Source organism: Flavobacterium aquiphilum (assembly GCF_027111335.1).
Taxonomy (GTDB): domain Bacteria; phylum Bacteroidota; class Bacteroidia; order Flavobacteriales; family Flavobacteriaceae; genus Flavobacterium; species Flavobacterium aquiphilum.
Genome location: NZ_CP114288.1, coordinates 4,684,916 through 4,700,433, shown reverse-complemented (window position 1 = coordinate 4,700,433; position 15,518 = coordinate 4,684,916). Strand labels below are relative to the sequence as shown.

The window sequence follows — 15,518 nt, the reverse complement described above, 5'->3', positions numbered from 1 at the left end:
AATTCACATTTAAACCTCAAATAATATGATCGTACAGTATCAAGGGAAACAATTTGGAATCCCAACAACATTCACTTTAAGAATCATCGGCAATAATTTATCGAAAAGTAGTTCGAATTATCAAATTGATTTATTGGTTGGTGACAAACAACTACCGACTTTTACGACATTAATTCACCAGAGTTTATCAAATTGTCTAAAAGAGATTTATTTGTTCAGAAAATACAACGGTATCACGTTTGATGCTTCTTCAGAGAAAGTAGCGCCTAAATTAGTTCCTTACGATTTAGTTTTATTCAATACTCATAAACAAGGATTGTTTAGATCTTAAAAACAATTTTTTCAATCTATTATAAGGAGCCTGTTCAGAATTTGAGCAGGCTTTTTTGTTATTAATCTGGTAAGATTGATTTTATTTTTTTTCTTTTTTTAGGTTCTTTCAAGAGAATAGTACAATCTCACCTTTAATTTTTTTAATTACCTATTTTATTTGGGTAATCTGTCTATAGTTTTGAATAATGTGTCCATTATTTGAGAATCCATTATTTATAATTTTACCTTATTCAGTATTAGATATGTTTATGAATGCTGGTAACGAAATAGTAAAAGAAAATATAAGAGTGTTTTATTATAAAATATTGATTTTGGTTTATCAATTGATTTTGTTTGATTTTGTTTGGTTTTCGGGGAGATTAAAAATAGTCTCCCCTTTTTTTATTGGAGTTTTGACTAAATATGTGTAAATAATTTAATTAATATATGAACGATATGGGAAGAAAGTGTTTGGAAATTAAAAGATGCAATTCTTTGTTGGGTATTATGTCTTTTTTTATGATGCTAATTTTTTTAGCACCTAATGCATATTGTAAAAATGATGAAAAAACAAAAAGCTCATTAGCTGTAATTGAAAGGCTTATCGGTAAACGGGCCAATGAATTTGAATTGGAAATTGTTGAAAACAAAGGAGCAACCAATTCGGATTGGTTTGAAGTGGAAACAACAACCAATAAAGTAAAAATTAAGGCGACGTCAAATACCGCAATATGTTATGCAGCTTATAATTTTCTTAAAGATATAGGAGCTGTTTTAGTTAGTTGGGAAGGAAACAGAGTTGTTTTGCCTAAATCATGGCCAAAGTATTCTAAAAAGCAATCGACACCTTTTAAATATAGAGAGTATTTGAATGCCTGTACTTTTGGGTACACTACTCCTTGGTGGGACTGGAAACGCTGGGAACAAGAAATAGATTGGATGGCATTTCACGGAATTAATTTGCCAACAGCACTTGAAGGGCAAGAAGCTGCTTGGCAATTATTATGGAAAGAATATGGGTTGACGGATACTCAATTGCAAGCACATTTTGCGGGACCGGCATTTTTGCCTTGGCAAAGAATGGGGAATATAAATAGTCTGGAAGGACCGTTACCGCAAGAGTGGATAAATAAAAAAGAAGACATTCAAAAGAAAATATTACAACGGATGAGAGATTTAGGAATGCATCCTGTTGTCCCCGCTTTTAGTGGTTATGTGCCAAAAGCATTTGCTGAGAAACATCCCGAATCAAAAATCAAGGAATTGAAATCATGGTCTGGTGGAGGTTTTGAAAGCACTTATTTGTTAGATCCTAAAGACCCTTTGTTTAAAGAAATCGGAAAACGTTTTATCGCCATTTATGTCAAATTATATGGTCAGTCAGACTTTTATTTAGCCGATTCTTTTAACGAAATAACACCGCCAGTTTCAGAAGAACACAAATATGACGAACTATCGGATTATGGGAAAGCAATATATGAGGCTATTAACGAAGCTTCTCCCGGTTCTACTTGGGTGATGCAAGGTTGGCTTTTTGGAGACAATAAAGAATTTTGGACCAAAGAAGCCACGAAAGCTTTTCTTAGTAAAGTGCCAAACGACAAAACGATGATTCAGGATTATGCCAATGACCGATATAAAGTTTGGGAAAACCAAGAAGCTTTTTACGGAAAACAATGGACTTATGGTTATGTACATAATTATGGAGGATCCAATCCTGTTTATGGAGATTTGAATTTTTACAAAAATGAGCTTACAAGCTTATTGAAAAATTCTAACAAAGGAAATATTGTTGGTTATGGTGCAATGCCTGAAGGGCTAAATAACAACTCAGTTGTTTATGAATTCATTTATAATCTTCCTTGGAACCAAGGAAAGGAATCTGTAAATGATTGGTTGCATCAATATTTGACGGCCCGATATGGTAAAAAAACTCCAGCTTCAGTTTTTCAAGCCTGGCAATTATTAGTAGAATCAGTATATAATGTTAAGTATTGGGAAACGCGCTGGTGGAAAGAAAAAGCAGGAGCTTATTTGTTTTTTAAAGGGCCAACTGCAACAATAACTGACTTTAAAGGAAATCCAGGTGACAAAGAAAAACTAAAACACGCTTTGGATATTTTGAAAAAGGAAGCCAAAAACTTCGATAAAAACAGTCTGTATAATTATGACTTAATAGATTTTTCAAGACATTATAACTCGCTTTGTCTTGATGACCTTTTGATAGAATGTGTTTCTGCTTATAAATCGAAGAATATAGAAAAAGGAGATGAACTGTTTAAAAAAATAGAAAAGTTGGCTTTGGATACTGACACTATGATTTCGGGACAGCCTTATAATACGTTGAATTATTGGTTGAAATCGGCTTGGAATTACGGAAGCTCAGAAACCGAATCAAAATTGTATTTAAAAAATGCAAAAGCATTAATAACGGTGTGGGGAGGAGAAGGTCATCTGAATGATTATGCTTCTAAATCATGGAAAGGTATGTATAAAGAATTTTATTGGCCAAGATGGAAGATGTTTTTAGAGGCGCAACGAGATTCGGCAATCAACAATAAGCCATTTGATGAATTGAAAGTTAAAGAATCAATCAAAAAATGGGAGCTCAAATGGTGTGAAAGCACCGAAATGTTTTAGAGGAATTATTCAGTATGTAATTTTAGAATAAAATAAAAATCAATATCAAAATTTTTAGTTTGTTTTTATGTAAAAGTGATAATGATTTTAAGGAAAATGGTCTTAATTATTCAATATTGGAGCTTTTGTAGATGGATAATTCATCTTTTTTATTGAAAAATATTGAATAAAAAAGGCTTGTAAGTCCCGCCATTACTGGGGTAGTTAAAAAGTCCATGTTTATGAATAATCTGTCCATTCCTTTAACAAATCATTAATATTAATTTCGCTTAAAGAATTAACCAATAACTAATTTAATATAATATGGAAAAACTTAAAATTTTATTATTAGTCCTTTTTGCCGGCTTCTCATTTAATTGTTGGGCGCAAAAAGCAGAAGTGTCCGGCGTGATTTTGGACGAGAAGGGGATGCCGTTGCCTGGTGCCAATGTAGTCGAAACGGGAACAAATAATAGCGCTACTACAGACTTTGATGGAAAGTTTAAAATTAATGTTTCAAATAAAAATGCAGCGTTATTAATTTCGTTTGTGGGGTTTGTTGACCAACGAATTAAATTAGATGGTTCAAGATCTAATTATACAATTAAATTGGTTTCTACTGCTACAAGCTTAGAACAAGTGGTTGTAGTTGGGTACGGTAAAGGATCTCGTAAAAACTTGACAACAGCTGTTTCTTCTGTAAAAGCAGATCAATTGAATAATGGGGTAATTGCAGATGTTGGTCAATTGTTACAAGGTAAGGTTGCAGGTTTGAACGTTTCGGCTAGTGGGGACCCTACAAAACAGTCTTCGGTAGTTTTGCGTGGAGCTTCAACATTGAATAGTTCTCAAGGACCTTTTTATGTGGTTGATGGAATTCCTGGTGTAGATATTTCGATCATTGCTCCAGAAGACATTGTTACTGTTGACGTATTGAAGGATGCTGCAGCAACAGCTATCTACGGTAACCGTGCTGCAAATGGGGTTATCATGGTTACTACAAAAAGAGGAGCCAAAGACAAAACTACAATTAATTATAGCAATTACTTTGGTTTTGAAAAAGTTTCCAACTCACTTGACATGATGGATTCAAATCAGTTAAGATCATTCTTGGCTAAAAATAATTTGAATTTTACTCCTGAAAATGACAAAGGTGCTAATACAGATTGGCAAGATGAAATTCTAAGACCTAAATATGCCAATTCAATGAGCCATAACCTTTCGATGAGTGGAGGTGGTGACCATGGAAATTATTTTGGAAGTATTACCTATATCGATAAAGAAGGGGTTTTGCAAGGAAATAACTTTTCACGTGTAATTGCACACTTAGCAGTTGAGCAAATGGCTTTTGATGATAACCTTAAAATTGGGTTGAACGTTACAAACTCAAATAGTGTTTATAACAATGTGCCTCAACGTAACGTGGTGCTTCAACAAGCTATTAACCACCTTCCGGTTTCTCCTGTTACAAACCCTGATGGATCGTACTTTGAAAACTTTATTCAAACCGGATATTTCAACCCAGTTGCTTTGATGAATCATGCAGATGATGATACAAAAACAAATAACTTAGTTGCAAGTTTGACTACAGAACTAAAACTTCCTTGGGGATTTACTTACAACTTAAATCTTTCTTACCAACAATTGAATTCAATGCACGGTGAGTTTTATGATAGCTACTATCAAAAATACAACAGTGCTAACTTCTACAATAACCCAGATCCACCACAAGTACACTCTTTAATGAATTTTGGTGTGAACGGATCGGCTTTAAGAAATTCGTATCAAACAAATAACACGATTGCTGAAAGTTTCTTAAACTGGGATAGATCTTTTGGTGAGCACAAAATTAAGGCTGTTGTCGGTTATTCTTGGCAAGAAGATGTTTTGGGAGATGGATTCCAAGCAACAAACACTAACTTCCCTGTAGACAACGTTAGTTATAATAACCTTGCTTTAGGAAATTATGGTGCAGTTTCTGGTTACAAAGTAGATTTTGGAGATAGTAGAGCGTATCAGAAAAAGCGTTTGATTTCAGAATTTGCCCGTTTGAACTATAATTACAAAGACAAATACCTTTTGCAAGGATCTATCAGAAGAGACGGTGGATCAGTATTTGGATCAAACAATCAATGGGGATACTTCCCTTCAGTAGGTGGTGCCTGGAGAATTGACAAAGAAGGTTTTATGCAAAACCAAAAGATTTTCACAGATTTAAAACTTCGTGGAAGCTGGGGAGAAACAGGAAACTCATCGGGATTCAACGCTTATACAGCGCAATTTATCTCAGGAAGTCTTGGAACATTCTACTATAACGGACAACAAGTGGGTGCATACGGACCTGTTCAGGCTGCAAATCCTGATTTGAACTGGGAAAAAACAGCTACTGCAAATATTGGTGTTGATTTTACAATCTTAAAAGGAGCAGTATCTGGATCTGTTGATGTGTATAACAAGAAAACAACAGACATGATTTACAATTATGCTGTAAACCCTGTTCTTGTACCAGTAGGAACAATTGTTGCCAATGGTGGTGATATGACAAATAAAGGTATCGAGGTTACTTTGAACAGTACGCCGATTAAAACTAAAAACTTTAGCTGGTCAACTACTTTGAATTATTCGCATAACGAAAATGAGATTACTAAATTGAAAAACCCATATTTTATTGGAGGGGATTCAATACGTAGAGTTCAACCAGAAGGAGGCGGACAAACAGGAAGTACGTTACAAATTTTTAAAGAAGGAAAACCTCTTGGACAATTCTTTACACTTCAGTATGCTGGTAAAAATGCAGCGGGTGTTTCTCAATATGTTGCAAAAGATGGTAGCTTGACAACAACCCCAGCAATTGGTGTTGATTATCACTATGCAGGTAGTGCACAACCTAAATTCTTAATGGGATGGGATAATAATTTCACATACAAAAAATTTGATTTGAATATCTTCTTCCGTGGAGTATTTGGAAATAAAATTTTCAATGCAACACGAGCAGATTTATTCAGACCTGGTACAGCAATGTCTTCGAATATTCTCGTAGATGCAGCAAATGAATCTCCAAATGACCTTAACGCCTATAAATATTCAACGCGTTTTATAGAGGACGGTAGCTATATCCGTTTAGATAATATGACTTTTGGTTATAATTTTGGAGCAGTTGGTAAATACATCAAAAAGATTCGTCTTTATGAGACTGTAAATAATTTGTTTGTGATTACCAAATATACCGGAATTGACCCTGAAGTAGAACAAGGTGGAACTGCACCTGGTGTAGATTCGGGTAACTTTTATCCAAAAACAAGAACTTTCTTGTTTGGTTTGAACGTGATATTCTAAAAATTAAATCGAAAAATTATGAAATGAGCACTAATACAAATTTGGTATAAAAACCAACAATTGTGTGCGAATTACATATGACCGAAAAAAAACAATAAAACATGAACATATGAAAAAAATATTCAAATATATAGGACTTCCAGTACTTGCAGCCGGTTTATTATGGTCTTGCGAAAATCTTGATGTGCCAATTACGACACAACTTACCCCAGATGTATTCCCTCAGAATTCATCACAGTATATTCAGACCGCAGGTCCTGTTTATGCGGCTTTCCGTGGAGAATTTTCATTTGCTTGGTGGTGGGCGCAATCATTGAGTACAGATGAGTCAATTATGCCGGCAAGAGGTGGTAACTGGTTTGATAATAGAAATTATATTGCAATGCATTATCATGATTGGACAGCAGATAATGGTATCATAGGAAGTCTTTGGGATTGGACTTCAAAAGTTATAGGGACAAGTAATCAGGCAATTTCAATTTTGGACAAAGCAATGCCTGAAGGTTCGGAGAAAGCGACTATGATCTCTGAGTTGAAAACAATGCGTGCGATTTCTTATTATATGATGATGGATAGCTACGGAAACGTTCCGTTGGATACCGTTTATGGAGATTTTACTTCGCATCCTAAGTCTGATAGAAAAGTGGTTTTCAACTTTATTGAAAGAGAATTGAAAAAAGCGCTTCCTAACTTAAGTGCTGCATCTGGAGTGACAACTTATGGAAGACCAAATAAACAAACAGCAAATGCGTTACTTGCTAAATTGTATTTGAATGCTGAGGTTTATACTGGGACACAACGTTACAATGATTGTATTGCAGCTTGTGATGCTGTAATTAATTCCGGATTGTATGCTATCGAGCCAAGAGCTTCATACCTTCAAATGTTTTATCCTAATAATGGTCCGCAAATGAAAGAATTCATTTTTGCAGTTCCTTATGATCCAACTGCCGTTAGTGTAGGTTTCAATGGTCAAATGTACCATGCACGTTACGATGTACCACGTTCTGAAAGAGCAAAATTTGGTATTCCTTTTACACCTAGTGCGCCTAGAAGTACTCTGCCTGAATTTTATGCTTATTTCAATGATGCTAATGATATTCGTAACAAACAATGGTTAACTGGATTACAATACATGAATGATGGTGTTACTCCTGTAATGGTTACAACAACTAAAAAAGGATACGATCAGTTTTATACCGGGGCAGATGGTGGAGCGTCATATACTTACCAAGTAAACTTGACTCCAGACATAGTTCTTCGTCAGAGTGTTGCTTTGTTTGATTGTGGAAATGATGAAATTGCTTGGAATATGGGTTACAGAAATATTAAATTTTATCCAGATGCAACCTCAACAAGCCGTAATCAAAATAATGATGTACCCTTTTTACGTTACTCAGATGTTATCTTGATGAAAGCCGAAGCAATCTTACGTGGTGGTAATCCAACTTTAGGGCAAACAGCCATTTCATTGGTAAATATGGTTCGTTCAAACCGTTCAACTTCTGCAGCATGGTCAGCAGTAACTTTAGATGATCTTTATAAAGAAAGAAGCCGCGAATTTGCACAGGAGGCATGGCATAGAAATGATATGATTCGTTTTGGTAAATATGAAGGTAAATGGGGATTCAAAACAAATACTGATACCTATCGTCGTATTTTCCCAATTCCAACCAATGCTTTGGTTTTAAATACCGCTCTGACTCAAAATCCTGGATATTAGGATAAAAATTAATCTAAAAAGCAAATTGCGTATAGATATTTTAATTTGATAAAAAGGAGAGGAAGATTAAAAAATTCTTCTCCTTTTTTATTAAAAATTTTGATTTGGCTTGTTTAGAAAGTCCAATTCATCAAAAAACAAGTATGTTAGCTTGTCAATACAATTTAAACGAATGAAATTAGATAAAATTTATAAAATAGGACGCATAGGAATAAGTTTAGGCCTTATTTTTCTAGTGTCATGTAAAGCAGGAAAAACAGCTTCTCTTCCAAATAACCAATTGGTGGATAAGGTGTACCCTTTGCTAGATACTGAAAATTCGCGCTGGTTTTACTTTTCTTCCGCCAGTCGTCCGTTTGGAATGGTAAATTTAAGTCCGGACACATCAATTAAAGGAGATTGGGGTTGCGGATACAAGTATAATATTGATACAATAAAAGGTTTCAGCCATGTTCATGAATGGCAACTATCCGGGGTTTCGGTAATGCCGGTGGTAATTTCCAAAGAAAATAAGACAACTATTTTCACTGATTTTTATTCTAAATTCAGTCATGCAACAGAGAAAATTACTCCAGGCTATCATTCTGTATTACTTGACAGATACAAAATAACAGCCGAATTAACTAGCGCCAAAAGGGTAGGTTTTCATAGATATACGTTTCCGACGAATGCACAAAAAGCGGTTCTTTTCAATCTAAATACTGTTTTAGGGCCGTGTGATAACACAAATGGAATTTTAGAAAAAAATAACGATTATGAACTTTCGGGTTCATTGGTATTGAGTACTAATTTCAGACGCCCAAAACCATTGACGGTATATTTTAAAATTAATACTAATGCTCCAATTTCTTCTGTTGAGAAAGATGCTAAAACAGGTAATTATCTGATTCATTTTGGTGATTTTGATAAAAAAATATTAATGAAAGTGGGTGTTTCTTACACCTCTGTTGAAAATGCCAACATTAATATTCAAGAAGAATTACCTCATTGGGATTTTGATAAAATAGTTGCAGAATCAAGAGACGAATGGAATAATTTATTGGGAAGAATTAAAGTTGAAGGTGGAACTGAAAAAGACCAAAGAAGATTTTATACAGATCTTTGGCACGCATTGCAGGGACGAAAAATGATTAGCGATGCTAATGGTGCTTATCCTGATAATACAGGAGATAAATACAGAATTGGACAAATTCCGCTTAACGATAAAGGAAAACCAAAGTTCAACCAATATAATTCAGATTCGTTTTGGGGTGCCCAATGGACGATAAGTACACTTTGGGGACTTGCTTATCCTGAAATTATGGAAGACTTTGTGCATTCGCTAATGCAATATTACAATGATGGCGGAATGATTCCGCGTGGGCCTGCAGGCGGAAATGATACCTATGTGATGACAGGAGCTTCTACAACACCATTTATTGTTACCGCTATTCAAAATGGAATCGTAAAAGAAGATCTGGAAGATATTTATATCGCTTTGAAGAAAAACCATATGCTAAATGGAATTATGGGAAAAGCGGGTTACGAACACAATACCAATAGCGGTGGAGGTTTGAAATATTATATGGAGAAAGGCTTTGTTCCTTACCCTAATCCAGAAGGTGAATTTGGAAGCCATCAAGACGGTGCCAGCCTAACATTGGAATATGCTTATGAAGATTGGACTTTGGCACAATTGGCAAAAAAGCTGAATCATACCGAGGATTATAACTATTTTATGGCAAGGGCCAAAAATTACCAAAACGTTTTTGATGCAACAACAGGTTGGATGCGTCCTAAAAATGTTAATGGGAAATGGCTCGAAAATTTTGACCCTTATAAATATGAAAATGGTTTTATAGAATCCAATGGAGCACAGGCAACTTGGTTTGTGCCGCAAGACATTGAAGGTTTGGCAAAGCTGATGGGAGGGAATGATAAGGCTGCAGAAAAATTGAACAAGCAATTTGAATCGGCAAAAAAATTAAAGTTCACATCAGGAACATCACATGAAGCAGAATTGCATCCAGAGTACAGTCGTATTCCAATAAATTTTGGTAATCAGCCTTCGATTCAGACACCTTATGTGTTTAATTTTTTAGGAAGACCTGATTTAACTCAGTATTGGGGACGCGAAGTGATAAAAGAAACTTTCAGCGGTTTAGCCCCGGATACCGGTTACAATGGCGATGAAGATCAAGGTTTAATGGGAAGTTTGAATGTGTTGTTTAAAATTGGTTTGTTCCAAATGAATGGGGGGACTGATGAAAACCCGGAATACCAAATAGGAAGCCCTATCTTTAACAAAGTTTCGATTCAATTGAATCCAAATTATTATTCTGGCAAAGAATTTGTAATTGAAGCCGCTAATAACAGCCCTAAAAATATTTATATAAACAATGTTAAACTCAATAATAAAGCTGTAGAAAAGTTTATGATTTCCCACAGCGATATTACAAAAGGAGGGGAATTGAATTTAGAAATGTCGGATAAGTCAAAGCATTAAACTTTAAAATATCCAACTCGGAAAAAAAACATATTAAGCAAATGAGAATATACACTAAGGTCATACTTTTTTTAGGAATATCGTCATTCTTTACAATTAGCGCCCAAAATCAGGTTCACAATTATGTGGATCCAATGATTGGGTCAGAAGGTGTGGGCCGCGTTTTTATAGGGCCGTCATGTCCCTACGGAATGGTAAAACCAAGTCCTGATTGTACGGTAAATTCAAATAGTGGGTGGTTGCCTTTACCAAAAGAAGTAACTGGATTTAGTCAAATTCATGTTAGCGGAACCGGTGGCGGTCCAAAATACGGAAACATCCAGATTATGCCTTTTTCGGGAGCTTTGGATAAGTTGGATCAAACTTCTTTCAGGGCAGAAGAAAACGTAAAACTTGGTTATTACGAGACTGTTTTCAAAGAAAATCAGATTAAAACAGAAATAACAACTTCTGATCGAGCTTCTTTTTATCGAATTACCTATCCTAAAAATGCGTCCAAAGATTTAAAGATTGATCCCGGATTTTTCCTTGGCGAATCTCCTGAGCCGGAAGGTAGGGAAGCACAGCAATTTGTGGGTTCTCAAATAGAAATTGTTTCAGATCATGAAGTAAGAGGTTATAGCAGAATTAGAGGTGGTTGGAACAACGGTCGCGCTTACACGGTTTATTTCTGGGCGACTTTTGATCAGCCAATTGCAAAATATGTTACTTGGAAAGACGGTAAATTTTATGCCAATCAATCCTCTCAATTTGATTCAGGGAAAAAAACTGCCGCATTGCTTTCTTTTGGAAAAGAAGGGAAACAGGAGCTGAATGTGAAAATCGGAATCTCCTTTTTGAGTGAATTAAAAGCAAAAAATAATATTGAGGTCGAAATCCCGAATTGGGATTTTAGTACGGTTTTGTCGAATTTAGAAAATAAATGGGAACAGTTATTAAGCCGCGTTAAACTTTCGCCGGATACTTCCGATGAGTATAAAAAAATGTTTTACACCGGTTTGTATCACACCATGATAATGCCTGTGGACAGAACGGGAGAAAATCCGTTATGGACGAATGACGAACCGTATTACGATGATTTTTATTGTATTTGGGATACTTTCAGAAGTTCGAGTCCGCTTATTACTTTGTTAGATCCAAAGCGCGAAGTAGAAATTGTAAATGCAATGCTGAACATTTACAAAAGAGATGGTTATATGCCCGAAGGCCGAAGCGGAAATGACAACGGCCGCACACAAGGCGGTTCAAATGCTGAAACGGTTGTAGCCGATGCATTTGTTAAAAATCTAAAAGGAATCGATTACGAAGTGGCTTTGAAAGCAATGCTAAAAGATGCTACAGTTCCTCCCGGAGGAAATGAAGAAAAAGAAGGAAGAGGTGGTTTGATGGAATATTTGCGTTTAGGTTATGTGCCTTATAATGTTCCCCGTGCCGGAAATATGACAATCGATTTTTCATACAATGATTATAATATCGCTACAGTAGCTAAAGGATTAGGCTACACCGATTTGTACAATCAATACATGAAACAGGCGGATAGCTGGCAAAATCTTTGGCGTTCTGATTATGAAAATAATGGAGCAAAAGGATTTATTATGCCAAAAGACGCAGCAGGAAATTGGCTGGATGATATTGTTTTTGGTGAATCCAAAATTCAAAAACCAACATTCAAATATACTCCGGTCATAATTGAATCTCCTTGGTATGTTTGCCATTGGTGCGTGTTTTTCTATGAAGCAACTTCTTGGGAGTATTCGTTCAGTATTCCTCATGATGTTCCTGAACTTATTCGTAAATCCGGAGGAGATGATGCTTTCAAAAAGAGATTGGATATTTTCTTCGATTCAAAATTGTATAATGTGGCTAACGAACCATCATTTTTGACACCGTGTTTGTACCATTGGATTGGGAAACCGTATTTGAGCAGTGATAGAGTTCATGACATTATCAAAGATAATTTCAATGCGTCTCACACAGGAATACCTGGGAATGATGATTCGGGGGCAATGTCTTCATGGCTTGCTTTTCACATGATGGGATTGTACCCAAATGCCGGACAACCTTATTATTTATTGAATGCACCTTTAATTAAAGAAACGACTATCCAGCTAGAAAATGGAAAGAGCTTTAAAATTACTGCCAAAAACAGCAGCGATAAAAATAAGTATATAAAAGCCGCTTTTTTAAACGGAAAGCCATACAACAAAGCATGGATTTTGCACGATGATATTATGAATGGAGGCGAATTGATTTTCGAAATGGATTCAAAACCTTCAGCTTGGGGAACTACTATTTTACCTCCAAAAAAATAAAAATTTAACTATAGCGAATGCTTAATCAATAAAAGTAAACACAGATTGGACAAATTTTTACAGATTTATTTTGTTATGTTCATTCGTTTAAAATAAAAGATGAACCACATAGAAAAATCTATGTTTCTGTGTGGTTAAAAGTAATTTCGCGTAGCGGGTTAAGACTTAAAAATTTGTGGAAATCAGTGTAATTTGTGGTAAAAAAAATGTTAGGATGCTTTGTTACAAAAAAAAATAAAAATATTCAGAAGATGAAAAATACAATTTTAGCGATCATTTTTTGCACTTTAGGTCAAATAGCATTTTCACAAAACTACGTTCCGTCAATCAAAAACAATACAGAATTAAGTTATGTGTGTAAGTTGCATGGACAAACAAGACCTTTAACACTTACGACCAAAATGGACAAGGATACGCTTGTGTTAAATTTGGAGACAAGAGGTGTAAAAAGTAGTATCGTAATTACCCAAAAAGCATTAAAAAACGGAAATGCATTAAGTTTCAATCAAGGTGAGTATTCGAATGTTTTGGTTTTGAAACCTACCGAAACCTATTTCATGATTTCACAATCGGCTTATCAGGATTTGGTAAAAAACAAGAAGTTCGTTTATAACAATACAACTTATGTTTTGGACGAAAAAGAAGAGAAAAATAGTGTAGTTGTAGATGGAAAATCAGTTGATGCATTTCATGTGAAGGCACAAATAGATAAAACCGAAATGTGGATTATTAAGAACTCCGATTTCCCTTTAATCTGTAAAGTAACCGAAAACCCTTTGGGGATAAATTTTACGCTTGTAAAAATTGTAGATAAGTAATTTATCAGCTTAAAAATAACTAATTGACCACTAGTTTTTTAAACCAATTTATTTAACCAAAACCAAAAAGTATGATGAATCAAATGAGCCGAGGGGAATTTCTTAGACTTAGCGGTCTAACATTGGCAGGAGCTTTAGTAAGTGATTTAGCTTTTGCAAATGATTTTATTTCAAACAATAATGCTGGAAAAGAAGATATTCAGCTAATGAAGAAGCTCATTTTGAGTAATGATGGAAAAGTAAAAACGATATTGAGTAAACCGTTGACCGAACCGGGAATCAGAATCAGTAATTTTCGCCCTTTAGCGAATGCGATAACTGTGATGTCAGCCTCGATCTCCAATTCAAAATCGGAATTTTATAAGTCAAAACCTGTAGCGGATAAACTGAATGAAGCTATAGATGTTATGTTGAGAGAACAGTATAGTGACGGAACTTTGGACGCTGGCGGAAACCGACAATCACCGCCCGATACTGCTTTTGTTTTGGAATATATTTGCCCGGCCTTGGTTGTTTTAAATTTGGATAAACAAAAAGATTTAGCCGAGTTAAGAGATAAATTGAAAAAGTTTATTTTGAATGCGGGCGAAGCAATGATAACCGGAGGCGTTCATACTCCAAATCACAGATGGGTTATTAGTGCCGCTTTGGCAAATATAAATTCGCTGTTTCCAGATCCAAGATATGTTCAAAGAATTGACCAGTGGCTTGCCGAAGGAATTTATATGAACGATGACGGGCATTATTCGGAACGAAGCGGGATATATTCTGCGGTTATTGACAAGGCATTAATTACAATGTCCCAACTTTTGAACAGACCTCAATTGTTGGATATTGTAAATAAAAATTTGACGACCTATTTTTATTATACCGAACCAAATGGCGATTTGGTTACTGTTGATTCGAAAAGACAGGATCAATTCATGAACATAAAAGTGAATAAATTCTATTTGCAGTACCGTTATATGGCGATTCGTACCAAGAATCCAATGTATGCTTATATGGTTAGTCTTATTGAAGGCCTGCCGGAATTTACGACTGACATTTTACCGGATTCATTATGCTTTTTTATGGAAAATGAAGAGCTTCGAAAAGAGATTCCTGTTGAAGGAAAGGTTGCTAACGATTTTGAAAAGTTCTTTGCATTTTCAAATTTGGCGAGAATCAGACGGGGAAAAGCTTCTATAACTTTATTTGGAGGCAATGATAAACCCCTGCAAATTGTTTCGGGACGATCTTCCAATCCTAATTTTTTGATGTATCGAAAAGGAGATTCAGTATTAAAATATATGCGCCTTTCTACTTCGTTTTTTAGAATGGGATATTTCAGTAGTGACGGAATCGTGAAAGAAGGGAATAAGTACATTTTGAAAGAAACAAAAGAAGGGGATTATTACCAACCTCTTGCAGCTGAGTTTCGCAAAGCTGATGGAGATTATAAATTGTCACCTTCACCAGATGGAAGATTTTGGAATAAAATGGACTTTGAATCCCGCACAATAAGCAATGTCAAAAAACAAATTACGGTGATTGAAGTTGTGGAGAATAATGGAGCTTTGGATATCGATTTTAAAGTAGATGGCCCCCCAAATGTAGAGGTAACAATCGAAATGTGTTTCAAAGAAGGAAGCAATATTACAGGAGCGACAGCGGATGATAAAAAGAACTATTTCCTGAAATCAGGAATAGGACAGGTTTCTGCAGGAGCTGAAAGCATACAATTTGGTCCTGGAAAGTGCGAGCATTTAAACGTTGATAATTTGGATAGCGAGGAATATACTTACCATCAAGGGACTTTGCGTACCAGTGGTGAGCATGTTTATATCACTGGATTTACACCATTTAGACATAAAATGACAATTTCGTAATTATATCGCGTAATTATTCGTGTATTATGTACAGTTATTTTAATT

At 35.3% G+C, this 15,518-nt stretch carries 8 protein-coding genes; all 8 read left to right on the top strand.

Going from position 1 to position 15,518, the window contains the following annotated elements:
• The first annotated feature begins 25 nt into the window (after positions 1-25).
• The gene (locus tag OZP12_RS19045) at positions 26-331 is read left to right on the top strand and encodes a hypothetical protein (protein ID WP_281226661.1); all 306 of its coding nucleotides are present in this window, start codon (positions 26-28) and stop codon (positions 329-331) included.
• A gap of 500 nt (positions 332-831) precedes the next feature.
• Complete coding sequence (locus OZP12_RS19040; RefSeq protein WP_281226660.1) at positions 832-2,952, top strand: alpha-N-acetylglucosaminidase; 2,121 nt, start codon at positions 832-834, stop codon at positions 2,950-2,952.
• A gap of 303 nt (positions 2,953-3,255) precedes the next feature.
• Positions 3,256-6,267, top strand: a complete 3,012-nt coding sequence (locus OZP12_RS19035; protein ID WP_281226658.1) for a SusC/RagA family TonB-linked outer membrane protein — start codon at positions 3,256-3,258, stop codon at positions 6,265-6,267.
• 109 nt (positions 6,268-6,376) lie between these two features.
• Complete coding sequence (locus OZP12_RS19030) at positions 6,377-7,990, top strand: RagB/SusD family nutrient uptake outer membrane protein (RefSeq protein WP_281226657.1); 1,614 nt, start codon at positions 6,377-6,379, stop codon at positions 7,988-7,990.
• A 172-nt stretch (positions 7,991-8,162) separates the two neighbouring features.
• Positions 8,163-10,475, top strand: a complete 2,313-nt coding sequence (locus tag OZP12_RS19025; RefSeq protein WP_281226656.1) for a GH92 family glycosyl hydrolase — start codon at positions 8,163-8,165, stop codon at positions 10,473-10,475.
• A gap of 41 nt (positions 10,476-10,516) precedes the next feature.
• Positions 10,517-12,787 (top strand): GH92 family glycosyl hydrolase, encoded by a 2,271-nt coding sequence (locus tag OZP12_RS19020; protein WP_281226655.1) that lies wholly within the window; start codon positions 10,517-10,519, stop codon positions 12,785-12,787.
• 251 nt (positions 12,788-13,038) lie between these two features.
• Entirely contained in the window at positions 13,039-13,605 is a 567-nt protein-coding gene (locus OZP12_RS19015; protein ID WP_281226654.1) for a hypothetical protein, read from the top strand.
• A 71-nt stretch (positions 13,606-13,676) separates the two neighbouring features.
• Positions 13,677-15,473: a hypothetical protein gene (locus OZP12_RS19010; protein WP_281226653.1), complete on the top strand. Its 1,797-nt coding sequence runs from the start codon at positions 13,677-13,679 to the stop codon at positions 15,471-15,473.
• Positions 15,474-15,518: the final 45 nt, after the last annotated feature.

What these genes read in the sequence shown, in the direction of transcription:
- OZP12_RS19030 (WP_281226657.1), top strand. Translation starts at nt 6,377, where the DNA reads ATGAAAAAAATATTCAAATATATAGGACTTCCAGTACTTGCAGCCGGT.
- OZP12_RS19035 (WP_281226658.1), top strand. Translation starts at nt 3,256, where the DNA reads ATGGAAAAACTTAAAATTTTATTATTAGTCCTTTTTGCCGGCTTCTCA.
- OZP12_RS19040 (WP_281226660.1), top strand. Translation starts at nt 832, where the DNA reads ATGATGCTAATTTTTTTAGCACCTAATGCATATTGTAAAAATGATGAA.
- OZP12_RS19045 (WP_281226661.1), top strand. Translation starts at nt 26, where the DNA reads ATGATCGTACAGTATCAAGGGAAACAATTTGGAATCCCAACAACATTC.
- OZP12_RS19025 (WP_281226656.1), top strand. Translation starts at nt 8,163, where the DNA reads ATGAAATTAGATAAAATTTATAAAATAGGACGCATAGGAATAAGTTTA.
- OZP12_RS19020 (WP_281226655.1), top strand. Translation starts at nt 10,517, where the DNA reads ATGAGAATATACACTAAGGTCATACTTTTTTTAGGAATATCGTCATTC.
- OZP12_RS19015 (WP_281226654.1), top strand. Translation starts at nt 13,039, where the DNA reads ATGAAAAATACAATTTTAGCGATCATTTTTTGCACTTTAGGTCAAATA.
- OZP12_RS19010 (WP_281226653.1), top strand. Translation starts at nt 13,677, where the DNA reads ATGATGAATCAAATGAGCCGAGGGGAATTTCTTAGACTTAGCGGTCTA.